Source organism: Faecalibacterium hattorii (genome assembly GCF_003287455.1).
GTDB lineage: Bacteria > Bacillota > Clostridia > Oscillospirales > Ruminococcaceae > Faecalibacterium > Faecalibacterium hattorii.
This window is the reverse complement of the sequence record NZ_PRLC01000017.1, coordinates 1-13,564: the sequence shown is the minus strand read 5'-3', so window position 1 is coordinate 13,564 and position 13,564 is coordinate 1. Positions and strand designations below refer to the sequence as shown.

Sequence of the window (13,564 nt, the reverse complement as noted above, 5' to 3'; positions counted from 1 at the left end):
AGTTACTCCTTCTCAGACTTCTTGGCGTTGGCGTATTCGGGCACGAGCCAGTGCATCGTGGTGTGGCGGATGATCCAGTCCAGCAGCATCAGGGCGGCGGGCAGGACCACCAGAATGACAACCATACTGATCAGAGCACCGCGGGAGATGAGCCGACAGATGCTCTGCAGCAGCTCCATCTTGCTGATGGCAGCCACGCCGACCGTGGCCGCGAAGAAGGTCAGGCCGCTGGTCAGGATGGACTGGCTGCAATGCTCCAGAGACTGCTGCGCTGCCTCCTGCGGGGTGCGGCCGTAGGCGCGCTCCTCGTGGTAGCGGGTGGTCATCAGGATGGAGTAGTCCACCGTTGCGCCCAGCTGGATGGTGCCGATGACGATGCTGGCGATAAAGGGCAGCTGGGTACCGGTGAAGTACGGGATGCCCATGTTGATGGCGATGGCGGCTTCAATGCTGGCGACCAGCAGCACCGGGATGGACAGGCTGCGGAAGGAGATCAGGATGATGACGGCAACGGCCATGATGGACCAGACGTTGACGTTCTTGAAGTCCACATCCGCGACCTCGATCAGGTCTTTGGTCATGGCACCCTCGCCGGTCATGACGCCTTCGGGGTCCACCGCCTTGATGGCGGCGTTCATCTCATCCACTTGGGCGTTGATGGCGTCGGTGCCGGTCTTATAGGAGCTGTTGGCAAGGATCAGCTTGTACCCGCCGGACTGCAGGATCTCGGTCACGCTGTCGGGCAGCAGACTGGTATCGAAGCCGGGGCCGGTGATGGAATCGAGGCTGACCACCTGCGTGATGCCGTCGATGTCCTTGAGTTCGTCGCACAGGTCAGAGACTTGGGAGGCACTCAGGTCGTCGTGAACGAGGATGAAGTGGGAGGTGGTCATGCCAAAGTCCTCGCCCAGCTTGTTGGTGCCGACAATGCCGGTCAGGTCTTGGGGCAGGGAGTCGAACAGGGTGTAGTAGACTTCTGTCTTGTTCTGCGCAACGGCAAAGGGGACCAGCAGCACAAGGAAGATGGCCACGATGGGCGCTGCGTGCTTCGAGACGAAGTAGCTCAGCTTGGTGAGCCGGGGAATGACGGTGCGGTGCTTGTACTTCTCGACCCACTTATCAAAAGTGAGGATCAGCGCGGGCAGGACGACGACGGTGCAGATGACACCCAGCGCCACGCCCTTTGCCATGACAAGGCCGATATCGCGGCCCAGCGTCAGGCGCATGGCGCACAGGGCAAGGAAGCCCGCGATGGTGGTCAGGGAGGAAGCGGAGATGGAGGTCATGGTCTTGCAGATGGCGCTGACCATGGCTTCCTCATTGGAGGAGCGGAGCTCTTTTTCCTCCTGATAGCGGTGGAGCAGGAAGATGGAGAAGTCCATCGTGACACCCAGCTGCAGCACCGTGGAAAGGGCCTGTGTGATGTAACTGATCTGACCAAGGAAGATGTTGGTGCCGAAGTTGTACACGATGGGGAACAAAAGGCCCAGCATGAACAGCAGCGGCGTGATGGTGCTTTCCAGCGAGAGGAAGAGCACCAGCAAGCTTGCACCTACAGCGCAGAGGACGTACAGCGGCATTTCCTGATTGATCAGGGTCTTGGTGTCCTGCAAAATGACGCTCATGCCGCCGAAGAAGCAGTCCTTCCGGAGCACCTTCTTGATCTGCCCAACGGCGTTCATCGTCTCATCGCTGGCGCTGGGGCCGTCGAACCGGACGATGAGCATGGTGGAATCATTTTTGCCGAACATGAACTGCTGGACGTCCGCCGGGAGCATTTCCTTCGGCACGCTGGGGTCCAGCACATCGCTCAGCCAGAACGCTTGGGTGACGCCGGGAACGGCCTCGATGTCCTTCTTCATGGCGATGAGCTCGTTGGTGGGGAGGCCCTCGACCGTGATCATACCGGTCGAAGCCAGATGGAAGTCGTTCTCAAGGATCTGCTCGCCGATCATGGAGTCCAGCTCCTGCGGCAGATAGGTGAGGACGTCATAGTTGATGCGGGTGGCAATGGCGCCGATGGCGGAAGGGATCAACAGCAGGATTGCTACTGTTAAGATCAGCTTGCGCAGACGCACGATGCCCTGTGCGATCTTTTTCATGAAAACCCTCCATTGGATGTTGGATTGGAATGGTGTGCGGAAAAGTGACTCACGGTCACTTCTGAGCAAGCACTATTATAGCAACCCGGAAAAAACTGTCAAGCCAAAAACTGACCAAACGTCAGTTTTTTTATCACCGAGCCAAAATTGTATAGTGCTTCCGGCCATTTAGGGGCTTGCGCCGCGGCGTGACCATTGCTAAAATATGGTGTACACGACAGAACATCGAAGAAAAGAGGAATCGACTCAAAGCATGAGCACTGTGGAAGGCAAAAAACAGGAGAAGCGCCGGGCGCTTCTGGACGCCGCATATGAGCTGTTTTTGGAGCGGGGTGCCGCCAAGACCAGCGTAGAGGAGATCACCTCCCGCGCAAAGGTCGGCAAGGGCACGTTCTATCTCTACTTTGCCGACAAGGGCGCGGTGACCCAAGCGCTGCTGGCGCGGGTGAGCTATCAGCTGCTGGACGACGCTGTGACCGCCTGTGAGCACACCGCCGGGCTGGACAGCTTCCCGGACAAGATGATCTTCGTGATCGATCACATCATCGAGGCCCTGCGGAAGGACACCCTGCTGCTCCGCTTTCTGGAGCGCAGCTTCGTCTGGCCGGGGCTGGACCAGATCGAAGCCTCCGGCGAGGCCGAGCCGCTGATGCGCAAACTGTTCCACACCATCCTCGCCAGCCCCGAAATGGCCGGCCGCACCGAGCGGGAGATCTACCAGCGCATCACCTCCCTCGGCAGCATGTGCATGTCGGTGTGCTATTCGTCCATCCTCGAAGGCAAACCCGACAACATCGATGCCATGAAGCCGGTGCTGTACGATATTATACGGAAAGCGTTCGGCTGAAAAGCCGCAGACGCGGCAAAAAGGACCGCTCGATTTTTCCTGATTTGCTGCCCCCTGCGAAAAAATTTGTTTTTTGCAAAAAAGAGCTTGCTTTTTCCCGGAAGATGTGGTAAGATATCTGAGTCGATACGACATCTGGACGGTTAGCTCAGCTGGTAGAGCATCTGCTTGACGTGCAGGAGGTCACAGGTTCGAGTCCTGTACCGTCCACCATACAGTTCGTACTCGAACCCGATTCTTTATGAAAAAGGGTTCGGGTACGTTTTTTGTTTATCGGAGATTCTGCGGAAGGACTACACAGAGCGTTAAACGAGCAAAGGCAGGGTATCACTATAACGGTGGTATCCTGCCTTTTGCTTTGCGGAATCAAGTTCGCTTTGTGCGAACTTGGTCGTCCCCCTATATGGCGCGTTTGGGGGTAGTCGCTGCATACGTGCATACCGGGAGCCTGTACACCTCTGACAAGGTGTAACACACTAGACTTTGTTCCAAAGTCCGTGTGCTAAGGGGGCAGCCCCCTTAGAATCCCTGCGGAGCGTGTACGCACGTACGCAGAAAAATGGAAAAATTTCACTATATCGGGGTGTTCTTTCATGGAGGAGTGTGGTATACTCGGCTTAGCCCAGTAAATTGGAAGTTGTGAACTTAGAATTAGAGGTGTTGAAAATGAAAATAATAATTATATTTATTGATTTACTGATGGCAACTGTTCTCTTTTTTGTTGGAAGATTTTTTATCAAATCAAGGAATACAGAAAGAAGTGTGCTGTTTTTATCAGGAGATTATACTGGATTAAACACAGAGAAAATATGCAGAGTTACTGGAAAACGGATTAAGACATGGGCAATGCTCTTTTGTCTTGGCGGTATAATTGATTTTATCAAGCCGGGCGCAGGAATAATAATAGTTTCCGTTTTTTTTATTATCTTACTTGTATTTCATTTGGTTGATATGACTATAAATCGAGACAAGTACCGGATATAAATTCCAGTTTGCCGTACTCGTTCCAGCAGGGTTTGGGGCAGGCACGCCCCAACAAGAAGCTGTCCCAAGGGGCAGAAAATTTTCAAGAATTGAAAATTTGTGGCCACGGGACGATTCTTGCTCTCACCTTTTTCGCTGCGTTTCGCAATTTTCACATTTCAATCTGTTCGCAGATTGTTGACAAGCTGCGCTTGCCCCGATACTATAAAGACAACCCGAACACGCTGCCAAGGAGGTGCAACTATGACCGCCGTGATTTATGCCCGCTATTCATCCGACAGCCAGAGAGAAGCGTCCATTGAAGGACAGCTGCACGACTGCAAGGACTACGCCGAGAAGAACGGTATCACCGTGGTCGGCACCTACATCGACCGTGCCTACTCTGCCAAGACGGATGACCGCCCGGACTTCCAGCGGATGATTAAGGACAGCGCAAAGAAAATCTTCGATGTGGTTCTGGTCTGGAAACTCGACCGCTTTGCCCGGAATCGGTTCGATGCCGTGAACTACAAGTACCAGCTGGAAAAGAACGGTGTCCATCTGGTGTCTGCCATGGAACCCATCTCGCAGGGGCCTGAAGGCATTATGGTGGAGAGTATGCTGATTGGCATGGCGGAATACTATTCCGCCGAACTCGCCCTGAAAGTGGCGCGCGGTGAGCGCGAAAACGCCCTCCAGTGCAAGTACAACGGCGGTGTGGTGCCGCTGGGCTTCACCATCGGCAAGGAGGACAGGCTGTACCATATCGACCCGGAAACGGCTCCCATCGTGCAAGAGATCTTCACCCGGTATGCCGACGGCGAACCGGCTGAGAAGATTGCCGCCTCCCTGAACGAGCGCGGCCTGCGTACCCGCACCGGGAAGCCGTTCGTGAAGAACAGCTTCTTCCAGATCTTCCGCAACCGCCGCTACATCGGCGAATACCGCTACAAGGACATTGTGACGCCGGGCGGCATTCCGGCCATTGTTGACCAGGATCTGTTTGACCGGGTGCAGCAGCGTTTTGAGCAGAACAGGATCGCCCATGGTCGGCCTGCAAAAGAGGATGTGAGCTATTTGTTGACCACCAAGCTGTTCTGTGGCAAGTGCGGTACCCTGATGGGTGGCGAAAGCGGCACCAGCCACATGGGGAACACCTACTATTATTATAAGTGCGGCAACGCCAAACGCCACGGCAAGGCGCACTGCGACCTGAAAGCCATCCGCAAGGAGCCGCTGGAACGGTTCGTGGTGGATACCGCCATTAAGGTGATTTTCAGCGATGAAATCATCGAACGGCTGATAGATTTGGTCATGGATGCCCAGCAGAAGGAGAACACCCGGCTGCCTGTCCTGAAAGAGCAGCTCCGGGACACGGAGAAGCGGCTGGCAAACCTTCTGGAAGCCATTGAACAGGGCATCCTGACCCCGACTACCAAGCAGCGGTTGGACGAGCTGGAAGCCCGGAAAGAAGCCCTGAACACCAGCATTCTGGAAGAAGAGCTGAAAAAGCCCGTCCTGACCCGTGAGTGGATTCGGTTCTGGCTTGAAAAATTCCGCAAGGGTGACGTGGGCAGCACGGAGCACCAGCGGCAGATCATTGATACCTTTGTCAACTCGGTCTACGTCTTTGATGACCGGGTCGTACTCAATTTCAACTTCACGGATGATGCCAAAACGGTCACCCGTGAGGAAGTGTTGGGTTCGAGTGCTGTGGACAATGCTCCACCACAAAAATCCTCAGACATTCGTCTGGGGATTTTTTGTTAGTGGCGGTACAGGACTCGAAAAGCACGTGCCGAAGCGCAGCGAAGGCAATCAAAGCCCCAGTGGGGCTTTGATTAGTGCGCGGTTCCTAGACCCCTAGGAATGTCTACCAAGAAAGATGCCGCTGCCGGAGCACCTTTCCAACCGACACCAGTCAGAGCGTCGAACCCGAACAATAATGACCAAAGGCAGGGTATCATCATAGCGATGGTATCCTGCCTTTTGCTATTTTTAACCGCGTAAGGAGTGTGATTATATGGGTAAAGCGATTTTGGCAGCAATCGTTACATTGATTGTTGGTTATTTAGGTATGGTCGTAGGACTTGAACTTTTAGGTAATTGGGTTGAGTTTGGATTGCTCATTGCTATTGCAGTAATGGGTGCTTTTATCATCTACTTCAATGACAAGAAGTAAGACGATTCCCGTTTGGAGAATTGAAAAAAGCGGAATTTACCTATCAAGACATATAAACTCTTGACAATAAAACTCCTATATAGTATGTTTTTAATAAACTACTATATAGGAGTTTTTGCATGGAAATGAATGGAGGATTTCTTGTCACCAAAATAAAACAGCTTGGAGACCGGATTTTCGAGAAGATTCTCAGTGAAAAGAATATTGATGCGTTTAATGGAGCCCAAGGGCGTATTCTTTATGTGCTGTGGCAGAAGGATGGTATTTCAATCAGGTCACTCTCGACTAAATGCGGATTAGCGATAACATCTCTTACTACGATGCTGGAAAGAATGGAAAATCAAGGGCTGATAAGCCGTGTTCAGTCTGAAACGGACAAAAGGAAAACACTCTTGTTTCTGACTGAGAAAGCACATGCCTTAAAAGGCGAGTACGATTCTGTATCTGATGAGATGGGCAGTATTTACTACAAAGGTTTTTCAGAGGAAGAAATTACCCGGTTTGAGGAATGCCTCGACCGCATCAGAAAGAATCTTGAGGAGTGGCAGAAGTCATGAGTATTTGTATCAAGGATCAGATTCAGAACATGAATATCGTCATTGGCTGCACAGTGGGGTGTACATATTGCTATGCCCGCAACAACGTGAAACGCTGGCATATGATGGATGACTTCGCTGACCCTGAATTCTTTCCGAGTAAGCTCAAGATGATGGAAAAGAAACGTCCACAGAACTTTCTTCTTACCGGCATGAGCGATCTCTCCGGATGGAAGCCGGAATGGAGAGACGAGGTATTTGCAAAGATCCGTGAAAATCCACAGCATCAGTTCCTGTTCCTTACCAAGCGCCCCGATCTGCTGGATTTTGATACCGATCTGGAAAACGCATGGTTTGGCGTTACGGTGACGAGGAAAGCAGACCTGTGGCGTATCGACGCCCTTCGGAAAAACGTCAGAGCAAAACATTACCATGTTACCTTTGAGCCGTTATTCGACGATCCCGGCACAGTTGACCTTTCCGGAATCAACTGGATCGTTGTGGGCACCATGACCGGAGCTCAGAGCAGGAAGATTCATACGGAGCCGGAATGGGCATGGTCTCTGGCGGACCAAGCCCATAAGCTCGGCATTCCGGTGTTTATGAAGGAAGACCTTGTCCCTATCATAGGGGATGAAAATATGATTCAGGAAATGCCGGAAGAATTTAATAAAGTGTTAGAGGCACAGAAATCATGGAAGAAGTAATAAATGGAATCCTCATTCGTGAGGTGGAAACAAAGAACATCATGACCAAGTCCAGTCTGCCGGTAGGCGGTTACTCGGTCAATCCCTATGTGGGCTGTACACATGCCTGCAAGTATTGCTATGCTTCTTTTATGAAGCGCTTTACCGGGCACACGGAAGAATGGGGCACTTTCCTTGATGTGAAGCATTGGCCGGAAATTAAGAATCCGAAGAAATATGCCGGACAGCGGGTGGTCATCGGTTCTGTGACAGATGGCTACAATCCACAGGAGGAGCAATTCGGGAATACCAGAAAACTTCTGGAGCAACTGATCGGCAGTGACGCAGATATTCTGATCTGCACAAAGTCGGATCTTGTGGTACGGGATATTGATCTGCTGAAGAAGCTTGGACGTGTAACCGTTTCATGGTCGATCAACACACTGGATGAAAATTTCAAGAACGATATGGACTCTGCTTCGAGCATTGAGCGCCGTATCTCTGCTATGAAGCAGGTATACGAAGCAGGTATCCGTACAGTCTGTTTCGTATCCCCGGTATTCCCCGGTATCACGGATTTTGAAGCAATCTTTGAGCGGGTAAAGGATCAGTGCGATCTGTTCTGGCTCGAAAATCTCAATCTTCGAGGCGGTTTCAAAAAGACAATTATGGATTATATTGCCGAAAAACATCCTGATCTTGTACCACTTTACGACGAGATCTATAACAAGCATAACCGCAGCTACTTTGAAGCACTTGAAGTAAAAGCTGAGAAAATGGCTAAAAAGTACGATTGTGCCTTTGTGGATAATGAAATGCCTTATGGCAGAGTCCCGCAGGGGCATCCGGTGATCGTAGATTATTTCTATCATGAGGAAATCCGTGGGACAGAGAATACCGGAAAAAGAAATCGCTAACTTCGCGTTTGCGGAGCGCAGCGCAGCAATGAAAGCCCCAGTGGGGCTTTTAAGCGACAGAACGGTCTTGCGGCAGCAAGATGGAGGGGCCTCGCCCCGACAAGTTCCCGTTTGCGGAGGTAAAAAACATGACGAACCCATTGTTTATAAGCGCGTATAACGCAAGGGCGGAATAGGGCGATCAAGCGCCGCCTCCCTCTCCGAGGGGGCTGGCGCCGTCAGGCGACTGGGGGAGCAACTCCGGCTTTTTATTTATACCCCAAAAAATTCTTTTGCGATATCTGCGCTGCGCTTGGCATCCTTCGCATACCAGTCCGCGCCGATCTTCTTTGCGTATTCGGGGGTGAGCACTGCACCGCCGACCATGATCTTGCAGTCGAGCTTTGCTTCGTGGAGGGCCGCGATGGTCTCCTCCATGCTCTTGAGGGTGGTGGTCATCAGGGCGGAGAGGCCCACCAGATGCACATTCTTCTCCCGCACCGTGTTCACCACCGTCTCCACCGGCACGTCGCGGCCAAGGTCGATGACCTCAAAGCCGTAGTTTTCGAGGATGACCTTCACGATGTTCTTGCCGATGTCGTGGACATCGCCCTTCACCGTCGCGATGACGATGCGGCCCTTGCTCTCGTTGGCCGCGCCCTTCTTTGCGATGGCGGTCTTGATCTCCTCAAAGGCGCTCTGGGCGGCGCTGGCTGCTTGGAGCAGCTGGGGCAGGAAGAGGGTGCCCTTTTCGTACTTGCTGCCCACGATGTCCAGCGCCGGGATGAGGGCTTCATCCACTAGTTCCAGCGGCTCCTTCGTTTCCAGCAGGGCGCGGGTCTGGGCCGCAGCTTCGCCCTTCAGGCCCTTTTCCACGGCCTTCATCAGGGGGGCATAAGGGCCGGACAACTCCGCTTCGCCGCCGGACTGGGCCACCGTGGCCGCTTGGGCAGCCTTGGCCAGCGCGGCGGAGGCGGGCACCCGGTTCGCGTACCGCTCGATGTACTTCGTGCTCTGGGGGTCGCGGTTGATGAGTACATTGTAGGCGTAGACCGCCGCCATCATCTCCTCGCTGGACGGGTTCATGATGGCGAGATCCAGCCCCGCGTACATGGCCATGGTGAGGAAGGTGGTGTTCAGGTAGGTGCGGCAGGGCAAGCCGAAGCTGATGTTCGACACGCCCAGAATGGTCCGGACGCCCAGTTCTGTTTTGCAGGTGTGGAGGGCTTCCACGGTGGCCAGAACGTCCTGCTGCTGGGCGCTGGCGGTCAGGGTCAGGCAGTCGATGTAGATATCCTCCTGCGGGATGCCGACGGCCAGCGCAGCTTCCTTGATGCGGCGGGCCACGGCCACGCGGTCCTCGGCTTTGGGCTGGATGCCCCGCTTGTCAATGGCAAGGCCGACCACGGCCGCGCCGTACTTTTTGCACAGCGGCAGGATCTTTTCCAGCACCTCCGGCTCGCCGTTCACCGAGTTGACGATGGGCTTGCCGTTGTAGACCCGCAGACCCCGCTCCAGTGCCTCGGCGTGGGAAGAATCCAGCTGCAAGGGCAGACTGACCACGCTCTGCAGCGCTTTGACCACCTGTTCCATCAGCGCGGGCTCGTCCACGCCGGGGGCACCCACGTTGACGTCGAGGATCTGCGCCCCGGCTTCCACCTGACTGACGGCCTGTTCGAGGACGTAGTTCATGTCATTTTCCCGCAGGGCCTGTTGGAACCGCTTTTTGCCGGTGGGGTTGATCCGCTCGCCCACCACCGTGATGCCGTCCACATTGACGCAGCTCACCGGCGAGCAGATGACCGACTTCATGGGGTGGTCGGGGCGGCCGGGCTTGCAGCCGGCAAAGACACCGTTCAGCAGTTGGATGAACTCCGGCGTGGTGCCGCAGCAGCCGCCCGCCGCGAACAGGTTCAGCTCCCGGTAAGGCTTCATCTGCATTGCATAGAGCTGCGGGGTGATGTCGTAGCCGGAGCCGTCGGCGCGGGGCAGACCCGCGTTGGGCTTGACGAAGACCGGGAAGCTGCCGGGCACGGCCTCAGCCAGCCGCTTCGCCATCGGGAAGATCTCCTTGGGGCCCAGCGAGCAGTTGATGCCGATGGCATCCGCACCCAGACCCCGCGCGGTGGCGGCGAAGCTCTCCACCGTACAGCCGGTGAAGGTGCGCCCCCCCGCCTCAAAGCTCATGCTGGCCAGAATGGGCAGGGTGCTGTTCTCCTTGGCCGCCAACAGAGCCGCTTTCAGCTCGTACAGGTCGGTAAACGTTTCAAAGAAGATGAGGTCAGCCCCCGCTGCCACACCGGCCCGGACGATGCGGCCATACTCGGTCACAGCGTCCTCAAAGGCCAGCGTGCCGTTGGGCTCCAGCAGCTCCCCCAGCGGGCCGACGTCCAGCGCCGCCAGTGCGCCGTAGGGGGCGCACGCCCGCTTGCAGTTGGCAATGCCCGCCGCAATGATCTCTTCCAGCGTATAGGCGCTGCCCGCCAGCTTGTGTGCCGACGCGCCGAAGGTGTTGGCGTTGATGATGCGGCTGCCCGCTGCGGCATATTTTGCGTGGATGCCCTCGATGAGCGCCGGGTCGGTGATGTTCAGCTCCTCCGGCTTGGCCCCCAGCTTCAGGCCCGCCGCCTGCAGCATGGTGCCCATGCCGCCGTCCAGCAGGATGGTATTCGGTTGGGTAAACAGTTCATTCGCTTGCACAGGTGATCCCCCTCTTTCGATATTCGCAGCGGGTGTGCAGCACACAGTGGCCGCACCCTGCGAGATGGCCCTTGACCGGGTGTTCGCTGACGCCCAGCAGCGCGGTGACGCTCTTGCGGGGGGTCATGAGGTTGGTGTCCGTCACGCACAGACCGGCCCGCCGGGCAGTATCCAGCGCCGCCGCCACCAGCGGCTGTACCGTGATGGGCCAATCGCCGTAGCCCGGCGAGTAGCGGCCGGTCAGATAGCGGCCCTGCCCTGCTGCCGCATTGCGCAGTTCGGCTTCGGCGGCATCGACCATCTGCTCTGCCAGCGCGGAACCCAGCGCATCCGACGCCACGCCCGCCGCGATGTCCCCCACCCCGGCCCGGCGGATCTGTGCATCCACGCCGGGGCCAAGGGTCACAGCCAGCAGGATGGCCCGGTCACAGCCGGTCAGGTGGCGGTACACATCTTCCCCCTGCAAAAGGCCCGCTTCCGCAAGGCTGTCCACATCGCTTTCCAGCCAGACGGCGTGGGGCGCTGCCGCCGCCAAGATGGGCACGGCACACCTCTCTAACAAAGAGGCCGTTGCCGCATCCGGTTCGCCCCGCTGGCCGAAATACCGCGCAGCCTGTTTCAGATCAATGGTCTCCGGCTTTTCCAGCGCCAGCGGCCGGCTTGGCCCGATGGACATCGCCGCTCCCCCCTCTTTTTTCGATAATAGCATCAGTATACAACAGGGAAAGAGTTCCGTCAACGAAAAGTGCCCTCCGCATTTCACGATGCCGGGCTTACCCGGCCCCACCTTACGCAGTGCCAAACAAAGGCCCTGCTTCGCCGCCAGCGTCCTTCCCCTCTCCAAAATTTTTCCAAACATTTTTTCATTAACCTATTGACAATCTAGGTAAATAGGGATATAATGCAGCCATCCAATCCACCAACTTGGTGGGATTTCAGAGAAAGGAGGGCACTACAATGACGCTGATCTGGAAAAATCTGCTGCACGCGAACTTCCGTTGTGGGCGAATGTACTCAGGCCGGGCAGAAAATCTGACGAGCTGCTGTGCTTTGCCCTCCGGTGGACGAATGTGTCCCGAAGTGTAATGCTGCAAGCGCAATGTCGAACTTCTTGCCCGGTACGCTGTCTTGAGACCGCAGCGACCGGGATTTTTTGTAAGCAAAAATAATACTATTAGTACAAATAGAGAGGTAAATAACATGTCTAACTATAAATTCGAGACCCTTCAGCTCCACGTCGGTCAGGAGCAGGCCGACCCCGCCACCGATTCCCGCGCAGTGCCCATTTATCAGACCACTTCCTACGTCTTCCGCAACAGCCAGCACGCCGCAGACCGCTTCGGTCTGGCTGACGCGGGCAACATCTACGGCCGCCTGACCAACTCCACGCAGGACGTCTTCGAGAAGCGCATCGCCGCGCTGGAAGGCGGCGTGGCCGCTCTGGCAACTGCTTCCGGTGCCGCAGCCATCACCTACACCATCGAGGCGCTGGCACAGGCTGGTGACCACATCGTTGCCCAAAAGACCATCTACGGCGGCAGCTACAACCTGCTGGAGCACACCCTGACCCAGTTCGGCGTCACCACCACCTTCGTCAATGCACACGACCTCGCCGAGGTGGAGAACGCCATCCAGCCCAACACCAAGGCCGTCTATCTGGAGACGCTGGGCAACCCCAACAGCGACATCCCCGACATCGACGCCATTGCAGCCCTCGCCCATAAGCACGGTCTGCCGTTGGTCATTGATAACACCTTCGGCACCCCGTACCTGATCCGTCCCATCGAGCACGGCGCAGACATCGTGGTCCACTCCGCTACCAAGTTCATTGGCGGCCACGGCACCACGCTGGGCGGCATCATCGTGGACAGCGGCAACTTCGACTGGAAGGCCAGCGGCCGCTATCCCAACATCGCCGCGCCCAACCCCAGCTACCACGGCGTTTCCTTCGCCGAGGCTGCCGGCCCCGCTGCCTTCGTCACCTACATCCGCGCCATCCTGCTGCGTGATACCGGTGCGACCATCTCCCCGTTCAACGCCTTCCTGCTGCTGCAGGGCACCGAGACCCTGAGCCTCCGCATCGAGCGCCATGTGGAGAACACCAAGAAGGTCGTCCAGTTCCTCGCCAACCATCCGCAGGTCGAAAAGGTCAACCATCCGTCCCTGCCCGACCACCCCGATCACGCGCTGTACGAGAAGTATTTCCCCAACGGCGGCGCTTCCATCTTTACCTTTAATATCAAGGGCGGTCGTGAGGAAGCCTTTCAGTTCATCGACAACCTGAAGGTCTTCTCCCTTCTGGCCAATGTCGCCGACGTAAAGAGCCTTGTCATCCACCCGGCTTCCACCACCCACAGCCAGTTGAACGACGAGGAGCTGGCCGAGCAGCAGATCTATCAGAACACCATCCGCCTGTCCATCGGCACCGAGCACATCGACGATATCATCGCCGACCTCGAAGCCGGTTTCGCAGCCGTCCGCGGCGAGTGATCGTGCCGGGTTCCGTACCCCCATGCTCTGACAACCAACTCTCCTTCCTGTGTGTGTAAAAACCAGAAGAACTTCTGCCCTCCAGTGAAATGAACCCCAAAAGTTAGACAAAAATCAAATTAAGCGGCCCCAACGGTCTGAATCCTGTACTGCACAGGGCTC

Annotated in this window: 12 protein-coding genes and 1 tRNA gene; 10 read left to right on the top strand and 3 right to left on the bottom strand. The window is 55.9% G+C overall.

From position 1 onward, the window contains the following. Positions 1 to 2: 2 nt before the first annotated feature. On the bottom strand, positions 3 to 2,102 hold the full coding sequence (locus tag C4N23_RS11330; RefSeq protein WP_112146135.1) for an efflux RND transporter permease subunit: 2,100 nt from the start codon (positions 2,100 to 2,102) through the stop codon (positions 3 to 5). A 253-nt stretch (positions 2,103 to 2,355) separates the two neighbouring features. Here C4N23_RS11330 and C4N23_RS11325 point away from each other — a divergent pair, with 253 nt between their 5' ends. From C4N23_RS11325 to C4N23_RS11280, 8 genes are all read left to right on the top strand, one after another. Next, positions 2,356 to 2,949: a TetR/AcrR family transcriptional regulator gene (locus C4N23_RS11325; protein WP_112146133.1), complete on the top strand. Its 594-nt coding sequence runs from the start codon at positions 2,356 to 2,358 to the stop codon at positions 2,947 to 2,949. A 137-nt stretch (positions 2,950 to 3,086) separates the two neighbouring features. Further along, positions 3,087 to 3,162 (top strand) — tRNA-Val (locus C4N23_RS11320). A 486-nt stretch (positions 3,163 to 3,648) separates the two neighbouring features. After that, entirely contained in the window at positions 3,649 to 3,933 is a 285-nt protein-coding gene (locus C4N23_RS11310; RefSeq protein ID WP_242983780.1) for a hypothetical protein, read from the top strand. A 243-nt stretch (positions 3,934 to 4,176) separates the two neighbouring features. Beyond that, a complete protein-coding gene (locus C4N23_RS11300) occupies positions 4,177 to 5,682 on the top strand; it encodes a recombinase family protein (RefSeq protein ID WP_112146125.1) in 1,506 nt (501 codons plus the stop codon). A gap of 253 nt (positions 5,683 to 5,935) precedes the next feature. After that, a complete protein-coding gene (locus tag C4N23_RS11295; protein WP_055186498.1) occupies positions 5,936 to 6,094 on the top strand; it encodes a hypothetical protein in 159 nt (52 codons plus the stop codon). Between the two features lie 119 nt (positions 6,095 to 6,213). Then, positions 6,214 to 6,651 carry a radical SAM mobile pair system MarR family transcriptional regulator gene (locus tag C4N23_RS11290; protein WP_004844961.1) on the top strand — a complete coding sequence of 146 codons (438 nt, stop codon included), beginning with the start codon at positions 6,214 to 6,216 and terminating at the stop codon, positions 6,649 to 6,651. Then, the gene (locus C4N23_RS11285) at positions 6,648 to 7,337 is read left to right on the top strand and encodes a radical SAM mobile pair protein A (RefSeq protein WP_112146123.1); all 690 of its coding nucleotides are present in this window, start codon (positions 6,648 to 6,650) and stop codon (positions 7,335 to 7,337) included. The genes C4N23_RS11290 and C4N23_RS11285 overlap by 4 nt, the downstream gene beginning before the upstream one ends. Further along, positions 7,325 to 8,233, top strand: coding sequence for a radical SAM mobile pair protein B (locus C4N23_RS11280; RefSeq protein ID WP_112146121.1), 909 nt, complete (start codon positions 7,325 to 7,327; stop codon positions 8,231 to 8,233). The genes C4N23_RS11285 and C4N23_RS11280 overlap by 13 nt, the downstream gene beginning before the upstream one ends. A 252-nt stretch (positions 8,234 to 8,485) precedes the next feature. Here C4N23_RS11280 and C4N23_RS11270 read toward each other — a convergent pair whose 3' ends face one another. Both C4N23_RS11270 and C4N23_RS11265 read right to left on the bottom strand, forming a co-directional pair. Further along, the gene (locus C4N23_RS11270) at positions 8,486 to 10,912 is read right to left on the bottom strand and encodes a homocysteine S-methyltransferase family protein (RefSeq protein WP_112146118.1); all 2,427 of its coding nucleotides are present in this window, start codon (positions 10,910 to 10,912) and stop codon (positions 8,486 to 8,488) included. Then, positions 10,899 to 11,588, bottom strand: coding sequence for a vitamin B12 dependent-methionine synthase activation domain-containing protein (locus C4N23_RS11265; RefSeq protein WP_112146116.1), 690 nt, complete (start codon positions 11,586 to 11,588; stop codon positions 10,899 to 10,901). The genes C4N23_RS11270 and C4N23_RS11265 overlap by 14 nt, the downstream gene beginning before the upstream one ends. 281 nt (positions 11,589 to 11,869) lie before the next feature. Here C4N23_RS11265 and C4N23_RS14330 point away from each other — a divergent pair, with 281 nt between their 5' ends. Both C4N23_RS14330 and C4N23_RS11260 read left to right on the top strand, forming a co-directional pair. Next, the gene (locus tag C4N23_RS14330) at positions 11,870 to 11,998 is read left to right on the top strand and encodes a hypothetical protein (RefSeq protein WP_275539593.1); all 129 of its coding nucleotides are present in this window, start codon (positions 11,870 to 11,872) and stop codon (positions 11,996 to 11,998) included. Positions 11,999 to 12,112: 114 nt separating this feature from the next. Next, complete coding sequence (locus tag C4N23_RS11260; RefSeq protein WP_112146113.1) at positions 12,113 to 13,402, top strand: O-acetylhomoserine aminocarboxypropyltransferase/cysteine synthase family protein; 1,290 nt, start codon at positions 12,113 to 12,115, stop codon at positions 13,400 to 13,402. The last annotated feature ends 162 nt before the right edge of the window (positions 13,403 to 13,564 follow it).

What these genes read in the sequence shown, in the direction of transcription:
- C4N23_RS11330 (WP_112146135.1), bottom strand. Translation starts at nt 2,102, where the DNA reads ATGAAAAAGATCGCACAGGGCATCGTGCGTCTGCGCAAGCTGATCTTA.
- C4N23_RS11325 (WP_112146133.1), top strand. Translation starts at nt 2,356, where the DNA reads ATGAGCACTGTGGAAGGCAAAAAACAGGAGAAGCGCCGGGCGCTTCTG.
- C4N23_RS11310 (WP_242983780.1), top strand. Translation starts at nt 3,649, where the DNA reads ATGGCAACTGTTCTCTTTTTTGTTGGAAGATTTTTTATCAAATCAAGG.
- C4N23_RS11300 (WP_112146125.1), top strand. Translation starts at nt 4,177, where the DNA reads ATGACCGCCGTGATTTATGCCCGCTATTCATCCGACAGCCAGAGAGAA.
- C4N23_RS11295 (WP_055186498.1), top strand. Translation starts at nt 5,936, where the DNA reads ATGGGTAAAGCGATTTTGGCAGCAATCGTTACATTGATTGTTGGTTAT.
- C4N23_RS11290 (WP_004844961.1), top strand. Translation starts at nt 6,214, where the DNA reads ATGGAAATGAATGGAGGATTTCTTGTCACCAAAATAAAACAGCTTGGA.
- C4N23_RS11285 (WP_112146123.1), top strand. Translation starts at nt 6,648, where the DNA reads ATGAGTATTTGTATCAAGGATCAGATTCAGAACATGAATATCGTCATT.
- C4N23_RS11280 (WP_112146121.1), top strand. Translation starts at nt 7,325, where the DNA reads ATGGAAGAAGTAATAAATGGAATCCTCATTCGTGAGGTGGAAACAAAG.
- C4N23_RS11265 (WP_112146116.1), bottom strand. Translation starts at nt 11,588, where the DNA reads ATGTCCATCGGGCCAAGCCGGCCGCTGGCGCTGGAAAAGCCGGAGACC.
- C4N23_RS14330 (WP_275539593.1), top strand. Translation starts at nt 11,870, where the DNA reads ATGACGCTGATCTGGAAAAATCTGCTGCACGCGAACTTCCGTTGTGGG.
- C4N23_RS11260 (WP_112146113.1), top strand. Translation starts at nt 12,113, where the DNA reads ATGTCTAACTATAAATTCGAGACCCTTCAGCTCCACGTCGGTCAGGAG.